Source organism: Mammaliicoccus sp. JADD-157, from assembly GCF_049310805.1.
GTDB classification, from domain to species: Bacteria; Bacillota; Bacilli; order Staphylococcales; family Staphylococcaceae; genus Mammaliicoccus; species Mammaliicoccus lentus.
Genome location: NZ_JBMOVZ010000001.1, coordinates 765,759 through 781,575, shown reverse-complemented (window position 1 = coordinate 781,575; position 15,817 = coordinate 765,759). Strand labels below are relative to the sequence as shown.

At 26.0% G+C, this 15,817-nt stretch carries 11 protein-coding genes; 5 read left to right on the top strand and 6 right to left on the bottom strand.

The features are described from left to right. Positions 1-2: 2 nt before the first annotated feature. From ACO6VN_RS03970 to ACO6VN_RS03960, 3 genes are all read right to left on the bottom strand, one after another. Positions 3-1,676: a CDP-glycerol glycerophosphotransferase family protein gene (locus ACO6VN_RS03970; RefSeq protein ID WP_422404258.1), complete on the bottom strand. Its 1,674-nt coding sequence runs from the start codon at positions 1,674-1,676 to the stop codon at positions 3-5. Positions 1,677-1,848: 172 nt separating this feature from the next. Beyond that, entirely contained in the window at positions 1,849-5,046 is a 3,198-nt protein-coding gene (locus ACO6VN_RS03965) for a CDP-glycerol glycerophosphotransferase family protein (RefSeq protein WP_422404257.1), read from the bottom strand. A gap of 1 nt (position 5,047) precedes the next feature. Continuing rightward, a complete protein-coding gene (locus tag ACO6VN_RS03960) occupies positions 5,048-6,529 on the bottom strand; it encodes a CDP-glycerol glycerophosphotransferase family protein (protein ID WP_218688289.1) in 1,482 nt (493 codons plus the stop codon). A gap of 220 nt (positions 6,530-6,749) precedes the next feature. On the opposite strand from ACO6VN_RS03960, the gene tagD reads away from it, so the two are divergent. Continuing rightward, complete coding sequence (tagD, locus tag ACO6VN_RS03955; RefSeq protein ID WP_422404256.1) at positions 6,750-7,142, top strand: glycerol-3-phosphate cytidylyltransferase; 393 nt, start codon at positions 6,750-6,752, stop codon at positions 7,140-7,142. An 82-nt stretch (positions 7,143-7,224) separates the two neighbouring features. After that, positions 7,225-8,379 (top strand): serine hydrolase domain-containing protein, encoded by a 1,155-nt coding sequence (locus ACO6VN_RS03950; RefSeq protein ID WP_422404255.1) that lies wholly within the window; start codon positions 7,225-7,227, stop codon positions 8,377-8,379. 68 nt (positions 8,380-8,447) lie between these two features. Here ACO6VN_RS03950 and ACO6VN_RS03945 read toward each other — a convergent pair whose 3' ends face one another. Further along, a complete protein-coding gene (locus ACO6VN_RS03945) occupies positions 8,448-10,436 on the bottom strand; it encodes an acyltransferase family protein (protein WP_218688292.1) in 1,989 nt (662 codons plus the stop codon). 303 nt (positions 10,437-10,739) lie between these two features. On the opposite strand from ACO6VN_RS03945, the gene ACO6VN_RS03940 reads away from it, so the two are divergent. From ACO6VN_RS03940 to ACO6VN_RS03930, 3 genes are read left to right on the top strand one after another with little or no spacing between them, the layout of a single operon-like run. Next, a complete protein-coding gene (locus ACO6VN_RS03940; RefSeq protein WP_070045541.1) occupies positions 10,740-11,711 on the top strand; it encodes a glycosyltransferase family 2 protein in 972 nt (323 codons plus the stop codon). Further along, complete coding sequence (locus ACO6VN_RS03935; RefSeq protein WP_016999633.1) at positions 11,701-12,081, top strand: GtrA family protein; 381 nt, start codon at positions 11,701-11,703, stop codon at positions 12,079-12,081. Before ACO6VN_RS03940 ends, ACO6VN_RS03935 begins: the two co-directional genes overlap by 11 nt. A gap of 27 nt (positions 12,082-12,108) precedes the next feature. Beyond that, positions 12,109-13,554, top strand: a complete 1,446-nt coding sequence (locus ACO6VN_RS03930; protein WP_422404254.1) for a DUF6056 family protein — start codon at positions 12,109-12,111, stop codon at positions 13,552-13,554. A gap of 82 nt (positions 13,555-13,636) precedes the next feature. On the opposite strand, the gene ACO6VN_RS03925 is transcribed toward ACO6VN_RS03930, so the two are convergent. Together ACO6VN_RS03925 and ACO6VN_RS03920 are read right to left on the bottom strand one after the other, a co-directional pair. Beyond that, positions 13,637-14,689 (bottom strand): glycosyltransferase family 2 protein, encoded by a 1,053-nt coding sequence (locus ACO6VN_RS03925; protein ID WP_422404253.1) that lies wholly within the window; start codon positions 14,687-14,689, stop codon positions 13,637-13,639. Between the two features lie 4 nt (positions 14,690-14,693). Then, a complete protein-coding gene (locus ACO6VN_RS03920) occupies positions 14,694-15,749 on the bottom strand; it encodes a CDP-glycerol glycerophosphotransferase family protein (protein ID WP_216683088.1) in 1,056 nt (351 codons plus the stop codon). Positions 15,750-15,817 lie beyond the last annotated feature (68 nt).

Sequence of the window (15,817 nt, the reverse complement as noted above, 5' to 3'; positions counted from 1 at the left end):
CATCACCTATTTTTATTCATATGTTTATCAATTATACTTTGTATTGTTTCATATGAATGATTATTTTTATTAATATATTTGCTATTTACTTTAATATAATGTTGATTTGATATTGCTTCAAACATTTTATTAGATTCAAAATATTGATTTTGATTAACTGTATTAAATACTTCTTCATATAAGCCACGATGATATTTATACGATTCAAAGTCAGGTGTATATAAGTATACTTTCTTATCAATCGTCAATGCATCAAATATAATCGAAGAATAATCACTTATTAACATATCAGCAACAAGTATTAGTTGCTGCGTTTCATAATCTAATGGATCAATATAATTTGTTTTTTTTATATTTTTATCTTCTATATGACATTTATAAATAATATTATAATGATCAGTAATTTCTTTTGGAAACTCCAATAAATATTGCTCTTCTTTATTATCTCTCCATGTAGGAACATATAATATCGTTTTTTTATGATTATTTAATTGTAAGTCTTCTTTTATTTGACTAATCAATTGGTTATCCTCATCATGCTCTATCAAAAATTGATTTCTTGGATATCCACTGTTTATTATTTTAGTTTCTTGCATAGGAAAAGCAGTATTGAATACTGAATTAATCTCTTTAGTATCAGTAATGAAATAGTTATGTTTAATCAACTTATTATATTTACGTGCTCTATAATTATATATATTTTTATTTTGATGAAGTTCATTACTATCTAAAAATAGCTTTTTAATTGGTGTACCATGCCACAATTGTATGATAGTGCCATTTGGTTTTAAATCGTCAGGTATATAGCTTTCTAGTACTAATACTTGTGCTTGTTCAATTAAGTTTTGAGTTTCAGAATGTTGCGGAGAAACAAAACTTTCACCTTGCTGTTCATCTGTAATGAAATATACAGTAAAGTTCGTATGATTTTTTATATATTCAAATAAATATTTAGAATTTCCTCTGTAGCCATAGTCAAATCCTAAAAATACAATATAAGGTTTAATAGCATCCTTATTTTTATGATATATATTAACTGCATTTTTCTGTTTCATTAATGATTGATGATGCATCTTCAAATAGATTTTATTAGGTAATTTGAAATACGAACGGTACATTACCTTATCTATCATTCTAGCATTATTAGGTAAAGTTGTATTCTTCCTATTAAATTGCGCCTTTTGATTGTTAAGTAATAACCATTTATTTAAATAAAAATGATTAACATAATCATCATCTTCATAATTATTTAAATCTAAATAATTATTTGAAGATTTCTCATCAAAGTCGAAAATGACATGACCATTGATGAATATATTTTCTAATTCAACAACAGCTTTAACACATATATCAAGAAGGCACGCCCACTCATGACGGTCAAGCAACCATTTCAAATCTTCTACTTTAAAAATAATATTCGGATATAGAACATTATTACTAAACCACTTATTCGCAGTTATTTTTTCATCTCCAAAATAACGACAATCATTTATGTAATAACCATTCACGGTAAAATCTACAACAGCAGAATAATTATCTAAATTTAAAGTTTCTAGAACATCTTTATTAATTTTAGTAGTATTTTCTTTTAATATGACATGTGAAATATCAGAAGAAAGTTTATTAATTATTTCTATGATTTTTTCATCATTGTTCAATTCAATTATTTTAATCATATTACACCTCAACCTATTTCATACTTTTAATAAAATTGACTTACTCTTAACAATGAAACACTAACTAATGAAATAATACCTTTAATTAGATGCGAGTACAAACAGGTTATACGTTACACATAATAAAAAGCAGAAAAAATTCAATCAATACGAATTTTTTCTGCTTTTATTTTTAAAATAATTTTTCTACAATTCGTTTTGCTGCATTACCTTTTTCAAATGAACAGAATTTGTCGTAGAATTTATCATATTTTTCTTGATAGCTTTTATTTATTGTTTCAATGTTTTTAATAGAATCAATTAAAGTTTCATTGTCTTTTAGCAATGGTCCGGGTGCTTCATCTTCAAAATTCATATAGAATCCTCTTAAGTTATCTTTATAATGATCTAAGTCATAAGTGAAAAATAGTAATGGCTTTCTTGTATTCGCAAAGTCAAACATTACTGATGAGTAATCAGTAATACATATATCACTGATTAAATATAAATCGCTAATTTCTTCGTAATCAGCAACATTATAAATAAAGTCTTCTAATGATTTATCTATAATTATTTTATTGCTAATTATGATATGAGGTCTTAGCAATAACACGTACTCGTCACCTAGTCGTTCTTTCATTTGATGTAAATCTAATTTTAAATTGATGAGATGTTTTTTAGCAGCAGAAACTTCATCATCTCTAAATGTTGGTGCATACAATATCACTTTTTTATCTTTTGGTATAGATAATTTTCGTTTAATTGTCTTTCTCTGTTCTTCTATTAATTTTTCATCTTGGTAGAATATATCATTTCTCGGATAACCCACTTCTAACATTTCTTTATTAAATCTAAATGCTGATTTAAAGCATTCTGTAGCATATGGACTTGGAGAAACTAAATAGTCCCATTTAGAAACCGACTCATTAATACGATCAATATAACCTTCGTCTCTACCTTTAAACTCGTCTACATCGTTTAACATCTTCTTAAGTGGCGTACCATGCCACGTTTGAATAAATACAGTTTGTTTTTTCTTTTTAATGTAATAAGGGAAGTTTTGATTGTTTATCCAATATTTCGCAATCGATAAGTATCTATAATAGTCTGGGCTTAACCTTTTAACTGTAATGACATTTTCATCGTCAAATGGATAAATTTTATTTGTTACCCATACAATTTTGTATCCTTTGTCTAATTGCTTAATTTGATCATAAATCATTTTCGGACTATCCGTAACTTGTTTTCCTAAATTACTTTCAATTACGATTAGCTTTTCATCAATTTTTGCAAACCTCACTAAAAACTTATTCATATATGACATTGCATCAAAATATCGTTTATTTTTTCTAAATCTCATAAATATATGTTGTGATAATATATCATATTTAAGTATATCTTTAATTTTATTTTTACGCTTAAAATCTTTTGCTGCTTGGTAAATTCTCTTAGAGTTATCAGTATCTTTATGTTCAATAAAATTATTAGCTTTTTTAATAATAGATGCTTCATTTATGAAATTATTATCAATATATTCTTTTGTCGCTACTAGTACATCTTCTGCTTCATCATATATTCTACCAGGCAATTCTTCATCTAAATCAAGATGTGATGGTAAATCACCTATAAATCTATCCCTATCAAATTGATAGTAAATAACCGGTCTTTCTAAAAAGCTAAAATCAAATGCTACGCTCGAGTAATCCGTAATCATTAATTTACTTTCTTTAATTAATAATTGTACATCTACTTCACCTTGTCTAATAACCTTAATGTAGTCAGGTATATTAAACAGGTCGACAAATGCTTGCATATTTGGATGTAAACAGAAAATTATATCTATATTTTGTTTGTTTGCTATCTGTTCCCATTCTGGATTGTTTAATAAATCATTATAGTATTGTAGATAATCTGATTCTAATAAACTATTGATGTTAGTTATCCAATCTCTCCATGTCGGTATAATGAGTATTTGATTCTTTTGAGTTACATTATCCTTAAATAATTCATCAAATCTAGATAAGCCCGTTGATTTAATTTGGTAGTCATCGAATAATAAATCTCTATTTACAATTTGTTTCTCTCTTGGTGAACTTGTTATAAACATATCGACGTTAAAGTCTTTTAACTGTTTACCATTAATCTGAGTTAAATTTTTAGTACCTAGCACGCCATGTTGCAAGAATATACGTTTGGCCCTGATTTTTTTGATATAATTTGCTTCGTGACTTGGGAACAACAACTCTGTATGATGCGTACTGCATATTATGTCAGCTTTAACCATTAATTCAAAATGCTCTTTTGATTTAAAGTATATGACGTTACCAAATGGTTCTACATTCTTTCTTTCTTCGGAATCTTTATCTATCACGTAATAAACTTCTTCATTTGGATGTTGTGTTCTCATATATTTAAAGAAATGATAACCATTATCTTGAGCTTTATAAGACTTTTCACCAACGATCCATATTTTATTTTTGTTAAATGTATTTTTTATTAAAGTTGGATAATCGTGCATTAATTTTTTATATGCATTGTAATCTTCGATGTCATATTCATTTATTCTAAATGATAAGTTTCTACCTTTCATTGTAAAGTAAGGTACTGCTGTTTTAATCTTATCATTTTGTTCTATTGATATTTCGCCTTTAGATAATCTCTCCACGAGTATTCTAGGGTTACCTAATTTAACATTAATAGATTCTCTAAATTCTTGAATTTTAATTTCTAAAAATAAATCTATTATATCTTCAGAATCAAAATCGTTAAGTAAAAATTGTTTTAAGTTGTTAATAATATCTACTTCAAAATCATAACTTATTGAATTTAAAGATTTATAGACATTAAATACCGTTGTATTTAATGGAACTTCTATTACGTTTTCGCTTAATCTTGATGTGATTAATAATTTAGCGTCTTCTAAAGATGAATTCTGAAGTGAAAACTTCCCTTTTATAAATGCATGTCTATTGTTTATTGTTATTTTATCTATATGTCTTCTTGCAAAATAAGTTGAAATTGGTATTTGTGTTTTTTTAGTAAATTGCAATACGCCATTTTTTGTTAAGTATGGTGTTAAAGTAGCTTCTTCATTAACAACTGATTCAAAGTTATAAATTTCATAATCATATTTTTTTACGTTTACTTTTTGAATAGATTGAGTAATACCATCTGTTTTTTCAAGTAAGAAAAAGATAGTTTCTCTATCGTATTTATCAAACACATTAAGAATTTCAAATAAGTTGATGACGAACTTGTTTTTTACTTCTGTTTGCTCAAAACTAACCTCATCAAACTCATTTTTTACATATACATTTTTAATATTATCTATTGTTTGATCAAATTCTAATGTTAAAAGTTCTCCTACTTGATATATGTTTAAAGTCTTCATATCAATGTAACTCCTTTTTTGTTTGTAGAGAAGCAATGATTTCATTACCAACTCTATTAGTTGCTTTACCATCATCTAAATAATTATATTTTTTATTAAAATTAATATATTTATCATCTAATGGAAGTGTTTCGTAATATTTATTTTCAATAAATTTTATTAACGCTTCACTTTCTGTAAAAATTGGTCCTGGTAAGCCTTCTTCATACGGTGTATAAAATCCTCTAATATCACTTGCATATTCTTCTTTATCATATGCAAAAAATAAAATAGGACGTTTTAAATTAGCATAATCAAAATATACTGAAGAATAGTCTGTAATCAGTATATCACTCATTAAAAACAGCTCATTTATATCATTTGCACTAGATAAATCATAAATGTTGCTGTAATTATCTAATTCTAAATTTTTAGAAACTAAATAATGTGCACGTATAATTAATATATATTCATCAGCAAGTTTCGATTTAAAATCTTCCAAATCTAATTTTAAGTTAAAGTTATACCGCCCTATTTCTTCTCGATCGTTATCTCTCCATGTAGGCGCATATAATATAATTTTTTTATCAGAAGGTATATTATGTTTTTTCTTCAATTCATTTATATGATTTTTATGATTGAAATTAATTAAGTCATCATTACGTGGGTAACCTAATGTTAAGATTTGATCATCTTTCAGCTTGAAAGCTGATTTAAATCTAGTTGTAGCAATTTCACTAGGTGATATTAAATAATCCCAACGCTCAGTTTCTTTCGTGAACCCATATAAATATTCTTCTAAATTAACGTCTGGTATCGAGATAACAGTTTGATCATTTGCTAATTTCTTTAATGGTGTACCATGCCAAGTTTGAATATAAATTTGATTCGACTTCTTTTCTATTTGTGGTGATAATCTAATATTAGACACCCATACTTTAGCTTTGTTATACAATTTGAAATATTCTTTTGTATTTTTTTTTACTGTTTTAATTTTTGAATTGTCTAATTCATTTTTTAAGCTCTCGTTATCTACTACTACAATATGTTCATATTCTTTTAATTGATTTGATAAATATTGATAGAGTTTTTTAGGAGAATCAGAAAATGTTTTACCCCTAAATGATTCATAAATAATTATATTCTCTAGTTTTTGTGGAATAATCACTGAAGAATAATAATTTGACCTCATTGAACTCATTATTTTTCTAATGCGCGAAAATAAATAAGAGATATACAATTTTCCATGGCTCATAAATTTGATTTCTAAATACTTAAAGATACTTTTCTTTGAAGTTTGATATTCCATCTTATTTATTAATTGTATAAATTGTTCTTTATTGTTAAGTATAAAATCATATTTATAAGGAAAAAGAGGATTCAGCACTTTATCTAAATACGTATTTAATTTAATCTTAACATCTTGATTTATTTCATTTTTATTATAAAATATTATCGTCTCTCTAAACGATTCCTCGGTCATTAAAAAAAGTTTCTTATCCATACATACTCCTCTTATTTAAGTTTCAACTGAATTTAATATCCGTTTATATAATACACTAATAATAAATACTATCAAACTAAAGACACATGTGAAATTATGATTTATTGATATAGTGTTTATATCATTTTAAATATTAACATCATTTTTACTAAGTATACAAATTGTTTACATAAGTTTATTTATGTATTAAGCTTTAATATATAATAAATGAGGTGAAAATATGCGTAGAGTTATCACATATGGTACATATGATTTATTACATTATGGTCACATTGAACTTTTGAGAAGAGCAAAGCAATATGGTGATTATTTAATTGTTGCTCTATCTACTGATGAGTTTAATAAAATAAAAAGCAAAAAATCTTACTATAATTACGAACAAAGAAAAATGATGCTTGAATCCATTAGGTACGTTGACTTAGTTATCCCTGAGAACAATTGGGAACAAAAAGTTGATGATGTAAGAACTTTCAAAGTGGATACTTTCTTAATGGGGCATGATTGGGAAGGCGAATTTGACTTCTTAAAAGACGAATGCGAAGTTATTTATTTAAAAAGAACAGAAGGTATTTCAACTACTCAAATTAAAAAAGAATTATATGGCAACGAATAGAACACATTATGTGTTCTATTTTTAAAAGGAATATTGTAAAATATTAGAAGTAATGTATTTATAAGTAAAATAGGAGTAACAAATGAAAAATATACTATTAATATTAATGAGTTTAATCATTGTAGCTTTAATTGTTTATATATCATTGAACATCAAATGTTCAAAAGTTGAGGAGCAACAATCAAAACCTATCGCTTCAACCCAAAAGAAAAAAAGTGAAACAAAAGATAAAAATAGCGCTACTAATAAAGAAAATTACAAACGAAAAGATGATGAGCCAGTGTATAAAGATGTCGATGCATACTTAAAATCAATAAACTTTAATGGAAATGTCACAATATATAGAAAAGATAATACAATGTTTTCAAAAGCATATGGTCAAAAAAACATAGAACTGAATATACCTAATGATGAAAATTCAATGTATCTTATTGGTTCTGCAAACAAATTTTTAACTGGAATAATGCTAAGACAATTAGAAGATGAGGAAAAGATTAATATAAATGATAATGTTAATAAATATATACCTAACTTCCAGAATTACTATGCAATTACAGTTAGAGATTTAATGTTTCATCAAAGTGGTTTAGCTAAATTCTCACCTAATTCAAATAGTTTTGGTTTAGACAGTGCAATTGAAAGCATTAAACAAAAAGGTGTTTTACCAGAGAAATATCATCAATATAATTATAATGATGTCAATTACATAACAATTGCGAAAATAATAGAAGTTGCTACAAATAAATCCTTCGAACAGAATTTAAAAGAAAGAATTATTAAAAAGGCAGATTTACACTTTACTTCAAGGTATGATGATTTGGAACATGAAAAATATTTGGTGCGTGGCTATAAATCCCAGCCTGCTCAAAATATTCATACACCTACATATAATTTAGACAAATATGACGGCGCTGGTAATGTATATATGTCCACAAATGACATGACAAAGTTAATACACGCCTTTAGAAAAAATCAATTATTAAATAAAGCAACTACCCAAAGTTTATTATCAGAAGATGGTAAAAATACTTATCCCAAACCTTATAGATATGGTTTTTATAAATACGAACATCATCAAAGAGTAAGAGGTATCTTTTTTGCTAATGATATAATAGCTTACGCAAATAATAATTATATTATTACGTTAGCTTGTAATAAGCTTGATCAGCCTTACGATGGTAATACTGAAAAAGCATTAGAACATATTTTCACTAATATATTGAACCAACCAATATAATCAATTATAAAAAACAACAAAATTCTTTTATAGAATTTTGTTGTTTTTTTATAATTATTTAACATACTCTATTTTTGTACTACTTTTTTAATTTCATCACCTAAAATTGGTCCAAATGTTTCAGAATAAGTGTTCGTCATGTGGTCCATATCTCTATATACTACAATATTACCTATTATCGGTCGGTATTTACCATTAACTTTAAAATATTCTGAAGGGTCAAATTGTGGTAAATCTTTCTCTTCGTTAGATATCTTTTCCCAGAATGCCTCATCTAATTGTCTATTTCCTTTATTCATTCTCTCTATCGTATCTTTTTCACCATGTTTTTCTAATTCTTCAGATACATTAAAATCATATCTAGGAATATCTCTTATAGCCATTACTTCAATGCCATAGTTGTTTTTAACTTTAAGCAGCTGATCTACCATCTGCTGTTGGGTTTTTTCATTTTCTGTATCCGAAGCTGTAACATGGCCTAAAACTAAATCAATATCATCAGCTTTTTCTAGATAATTTTCGACATTTTTCACCCAATCATCTTTTAATGTATTCTCTTTATATCCAGTTGAGAACCTTGTTCCAGACCTAGTAATATTTATGACTCTAAAGTCATTCTCTTCAGCTGCCTTAATAACGGCACCTAACCAATGCTCTGAATGTGAGCTTCCAACTAACGCAATAGTTGCTTTATAATCCTTTTGCTTACCATATTTACCTACTTTAACTTCAGATTTGCTCATACCTTGGTTACTATTATCCAAATGAGATTGCGGTAAATCATCAAAGACATTAGCAAATTCAGGTTTAGGTTTGTTTTCTTTAATTTTATCTTTGTCTAAATTGATTGATAAAGCTCCTGGATAGTCTTTACTTGCAACTGCTTTCTTATCTTGTATTTTCACGTATTGATTGTGTGATACTAATCCAGTAATTAATAAGATATTAGCAAGCGCGATAAATCCTATACGTTTAAAAGCAAATTTATTAAATTTTGCACTCCTAATAGGTGTTTCAATATATTTTGTCGTTACAAAAGATAAAGCTATTGATAATAATATGATGAGCAAACCAGCTACAATTCCAGGATTTTCAGATATGTTATATTTATAGAATGACAATAATACCCAATGCCATAAATATATACCAAATGATACACCACCAAGTTTGATCATTATTGGCATAGATAAGAAGTTTTTCACGCCATATTTTGTTTCTTTATTGCCTGATAAAATTATTAGTAATGCGCAAGTCATTGGCCATAATGCAATGTAACCTGGAAACATAGTTGATACATCAAATAATGCACCTGTTAAAATAAGTCCTATTAAGCCAATCCAACCTATAATTTCTGCAGCAATATTCGAGATTTTAATGCTGCTCAGATTTATACATAATAATCCACCTAAAGCAAATTCCCATACTCTAGTAAATGTAATGAAATAAGCTAATGGCTGGTTTACAGCTGTTAAATAAACTGAATATATAAATGAAACAATAAATAAAAATCCTAAGACAACATTGACCAATCTTTTACCATTAGATAAACCATATTTCTTAATAAGTAATAATATTCCTGAGAATAAAATAAACCAGATTATATAAAATTGACCTTGTATTGACATAGCCCAATAATGTTCAAATGGGCTCTTCATTTGGTTAGCATCTAAATAATCAGTGTTACTAATTGCGAGTTGCCAGTTTTGATAATAAAACATTGAAGAAAACGTCTCTTTAATTGTTTTATCAAATATTGTTGACGGTAAAAAGAATATACTAAGAATCAATACTACTAAAATAATAATAAAAGCTAACGGAAATAGCCTTTTCATTAACTTCGATATGTATGGCCAAAATTTAAATTCACCAGTTTTATTTATTGTAGAAATAATAGAAGTTGTAATCAAAAATCCAGAAACAACAAAAAATACGTCTACCCCACCAGAGACTTTACCAAACCAAATATGATATATGGCAACTAATAAAGCAGCCACTATCCTTAGTCCTTCAATTTCAGGACGGAATTTTCTCTCAATATCAATTATATTTTTGTCCATTATTTACTCCATATCTATTTTATAATTTAATATTGTAAATTATATCAAAAATCTAACTATTGTAAAGTTAATGTTAAATTATTTAATTCAAAGAAATCTAGTTAATGATATACAAATAATTACATTTAAAAGATAAATAAATAATATCTAAATACCTATTTTTGAATGATTAGTATGAAAATCCACACATTTAAATATTTATAGTAGATATTAAAGCAAGATTCTTATTTATAAAATATTAATTATTTAGTATATTCTATATATAATTAATACAAATTGTAACTTTATGGTTGGAGGTCATATATGAAAATAAGAATTTTAATTCCTTGTTTTAATGAAGAAGCAATATTAACTCAAAGTTATCAACATATTACAAAGATTTTAGATAATGATTCTCGGAAAAATAATTATGAATACAATTTATTGTTTGTAGATGATGGTAGCAGTGATAGAACTATTGAACTTATAAAAAAACAAGCTGAAAAAGATAAACGTGTTGAGTATATTTCATTAAGTAAGAATTTTGGTAAAGAATCAGCTATGTTCGCGGGTTTAACTCATAGCCAAATCTATGATGCTGTCATAATTATTGATTGCGATTTGCAACATCCTCCAGAACTCATTCCAAAAATGATAGAAAAATTTAAAAATGGTGCTGATCAAGTTATTGCAAAAAGAGATCGCAGTGGAGAAAAAATCATACGTAAACTTTATACTAAACTTTATTATAAAGTTATAAATAAACTCGTTGATGTACCAATTGTAGATGGTATTGGTGACTTTAGATTATTAAGTAATAGAGTCATTCACTCTATAATCAAGCTGAATGAATCTCAAAGGTTTTCCAAAGGTATATTCTCGTGGGTAGGATATTCTCAAGAAATTATAAATTATAAAAACCGAGAACGTGTAGGTGGAACATCTAAATGGTCCTTTTTTAAATTGTTAGATTACGGAGTAGATGGCATTATTTCATTTAATAATAAACCATTAAGACTATTATTATATTTAGGTTTTCTAATATGTTTACTTAGCATTATTTATATTTCGTATCATTTTATAAATATTCTTATGCACGGAATAGACTTGCCTGGTTATTTCACCACTATTTTTGCTGTTTTATTTTTAGGCGGAGTTCAACTTATTTCAATCAGTATAATTGGTGAGTATGTAGGTAGAATCTATTATGAAGTTAAAGCAAGACCACACTATTTAATAAAAGATACAAACTTAAATGATTACGTTTATACAAAGGAAGTTATTAATGTTAAATAAGAAAAGTTATATTGAAATCATTAAATTTATAATTGTAGGTATCATCAATACTTTAAATTACTATATTATATATATTTTTTTATTAAACATTTTAACCGTTCATTATTTATTGAGTCATATAAGTGCTTTTATTATAAGCTTTATAATTTCATACTTCTTGAACTGTCATTTTGTTTATAAAGTAACACCGACTTTAAAAAAGTTTATTAAATTTCCTTTAACCCAAGTTATAAATATGGGGATGCAAACTATTTTACTATATATATTTGTTCAAATACTAAAACTTAATGCAGATTTCGCACCGTTTATAGGGTTATTTATAACAATACCTATAACCTTTTTGTTATCAAAAAGAATTTTAAAAGATTAAATAACATCATATTAAGGAGTAAGTAACATGTATACAAAATTAAATAAAGATTTATATATTTATTTATCACTTTTTGTTTTTTTTCTAATAATGAGCACTCTCATTCCATTAACTGGAGATGATTGGACATGGAAATCATATCTAGGAATGGAGAGGTTAAAATCTTTTTTCGAAAATTATAATGGGCGTTACATAAGTAATATATTAGAAATAATCTTTGTTAGATTTACTTTAGTTAGAATATTGGGCATGGCAATTTGTTCATCACTCTTCATAATTTTTATGTATAAAATTTCAACTAATAAAAAGAACCCATTATTTATATTCTATATCTTATTTTTAGTATTATTAATGCCTTTATCAGTATTCAGCCAAACTTTAGGTTGGACTGCTGGATACGTTAATTATGTAATCTCTGTGACTATATTACTTTATTTTATAAGCTTATATAAACAGAAGAAATATATAAAACTAAATTACTTAAATATCATTTTATATTTTCTATTTAGTGTTATAGCTATGTTGATTGTAGAACATGTTACTTTATATTTACTTTTGATTAGTTTTCTTATAAATATATATTATTACTTAAAAAACAAAAAACTAAATATATTATATTTTGTTATTTTTATTGGTCATCTAGTTGGATTCATTATTATGTTTACTAATGGAGCGTATATATCAACACTTACGGGAAAGAATGATTACCAACAACTCAATAATCACGACAATATTATTATCAGTGCAATTAAAGTATTTAATAACGAAATGACATTGTATTTATTTACGCATAACGTATTATTAATATCGATATTAACTATACTTTGTATTTCAATCACCATTTTGTTAAGTAAACACAAAAATATTAATATCTTACTTTGTAGTGTATTCATTATTTCGATAATCGTTAGTATATTTTTCAACCAATTCAAAAATATAAATTCATTAAATAATATCATTCCATCCACACTATTAATATGCTCATTAAGCTCTTTAATTATTTTTATTGTTATTAACTTTAAAGGTACTTTGTATTACAACCGATTGTTGTTCTATGTTTTTAGTATGATTATATTAACTCTTCCATTTTTGGTTATATCACCATATGGTGGTAGATGTGCATTTGCAAGTCTTATTTTCTTAATCATGATTATTATAGAAATGTCACAATTTCTTTTAGATTTACTAGAACATAAAGGTATACATATTCGTATTCATAAATACGTAATCACATCTTTGATGGTTTTAATAATATTACTTTACATCATACCGTTATCGTTTAATAAGTACACTGAAATTAGCAGAGATAACTATTTAAATAATTTAGATAAATTTGAAAAAGTTATAAAAATAGAACAGATACCTTTTCAGTCATATCACCATACGCCCGATCCTATCGAAGGTATATATATGACTAAATTTTATAAAACTTTACACGGTGTACCAGAAGAAACAAAATTATTACCGAAATAAAATTAAAAAGGTTTCAAAATTAAATTTGTACATAAAAACACCCATCCGTTTAATTAACTATGGAATGGGTGTTTTTAGAATTTTAATGAGCTGATTTACTATTTTTATTTTTCAAATCTCTTAATGTCATTTTAGTTTTTAATTTTATTGCTTTCATTTGGTAACTTCTGTATGTTTTTTTAGTATGATACATGTTTAATGCTCTAGATATACTAACAAATTTGTTATGTCCTACTTGAGTAGATATTGCTAATACTATGTCTTTTAATTTCTCTTTGTGCTCGTTATCTACATCTTTAATCACTTTTAAATAATTGGTCGCTGCATCAAGTAAACTATTTAAATTCTCTGTTTTTAAGTAATTATTTCTAATTAAGAAATATATGATTAGATAATCCATTCTATAACTATAATATTGGGATACATTATCCTCTAAATTCTTTAATATATTTAGAGTTCTTTTTCTCACTTTAGTTGCATCATTTAAATACTTATCTATATTTTTATAACTTGTTGCTACGATTGAATCTTCATTTCCAATATTATATAAATAAGTTAATTCATCTATAATTGTTATCTTACTATTAGCCCAAGCTGTTAAATTAAATGTATGTTCCTCACAAAATGTGATATCTTCATCAAATCTTATATTTTCTAATACTTTCTTTTTATATAATTTGCCATATGGACCTATAGATTGAATAACTTCTGGAGAATGATTTAAATCTGTATGTGAGATTGGCTTCAAGTCATTAAATGTCTTAATAGGTCGTACTTCTTCACCTACTAGATGTGATATTTGCCCAACGACAATATCAGTATTATTTGCTTCTATTGCTTCCACCATTTTATCTACGATGCCCTCACCTAACTTATCATCAGCATCACAAAACATAATGTATTCGCCAGTCGCTATACTTATACCTTCATTTCTTGTCGCTGCAGCACCTTTATTTTCTCTATTTAACAGGACAATATTATCTTGAGATAAATCACTTATTACTTCTGCACTTTTATCTTTAGAACCATCATTAATACAAATAATTTCATGGTCATTTGTACTGGAAATAGATGCTATTGTTTCTTTTATTGTATTTTCAGCATTGTAAACAGGGATAATAATACTTACTTTCATAACATCATTCATCCTTTTGTATAAAATTTATTAACTTTTCAGTTGCATTAAACTCTGTATATTTGTGCCACATTGGTTTTATATCTTTATTTATTTTGTTTTGATTTACAAGTTCGAACAATTCGTCTTCATTAAATGCTTTGTTCATCTTTGTCATTTCATAATAATATTCATTTAAACCTCTTTTTTCATTATACATATCTTCATCATAACTATAAAAAATAATAGGTTTATCTAATAAAGAAGCTTCTACACTTAAAGAACTATAGTCTGTAATAATTACATCAGCTATTTCAACTAAAGTTTGGATATCTCGACTGTCTGATTTCTCACTATTTATACTAGGATGTAGTTTAGTGATTAATTGATATTCAGGACATGCTTGTTTAAATGCTTGTTTATTTATAGTTACAATTTCATCTGTATAATCTCTGTATGTTGGAACATATAACGCTATCTTTTTATCTTGTTTAGGTCTCGTTATTTTATACTTATATTGATCTAACCTTGGTAAACCAAATGGTAACATTTGCGATTCTTTAGCACCAAGGCTTCTTATAAATATATCTTTCATGATATCTGAGCTAACTAAATAATAATCTGTAAATTGATAAACGGATAAATAATTTTTAATTTGTCGTTTATTATTTTGATTAATACTTTTGTCTTCAAGCCCAAATGTTTTTAGAGCTCCAGCTGCATGCCATGTTTGAATAATTTTTTGGTTTTTATTTTTTTTAACTCCGCCTAGTAATAAATAATATGTATCGATAATTACTGTTTTACTACTTTTAATAGCTTTAATTTGTTGATATAAGTATTTATTTTTCAAATTAATTACATTTTCAACATCTATTGATTCTACTTCTTTCATCCATCTTGGATGTGCAATAATCGTTATTTTATAATTTTCTTGCTTCAATGCTTTAATAATCGGCAAAACGTCTTCTTTAAATGTCATAAAAACTACCACATGGTCTTGCTTAATTTTATGATTAATAAGCTTATCCAAGCCATATAATAAATACAAATATATTTGTTTAATGATATTTCTTAACATAGTTACACAACCTACCTAACTTAAGTTGAATTTACAAAATAAGGATTACTCTCTTGAGCAATCCTTAT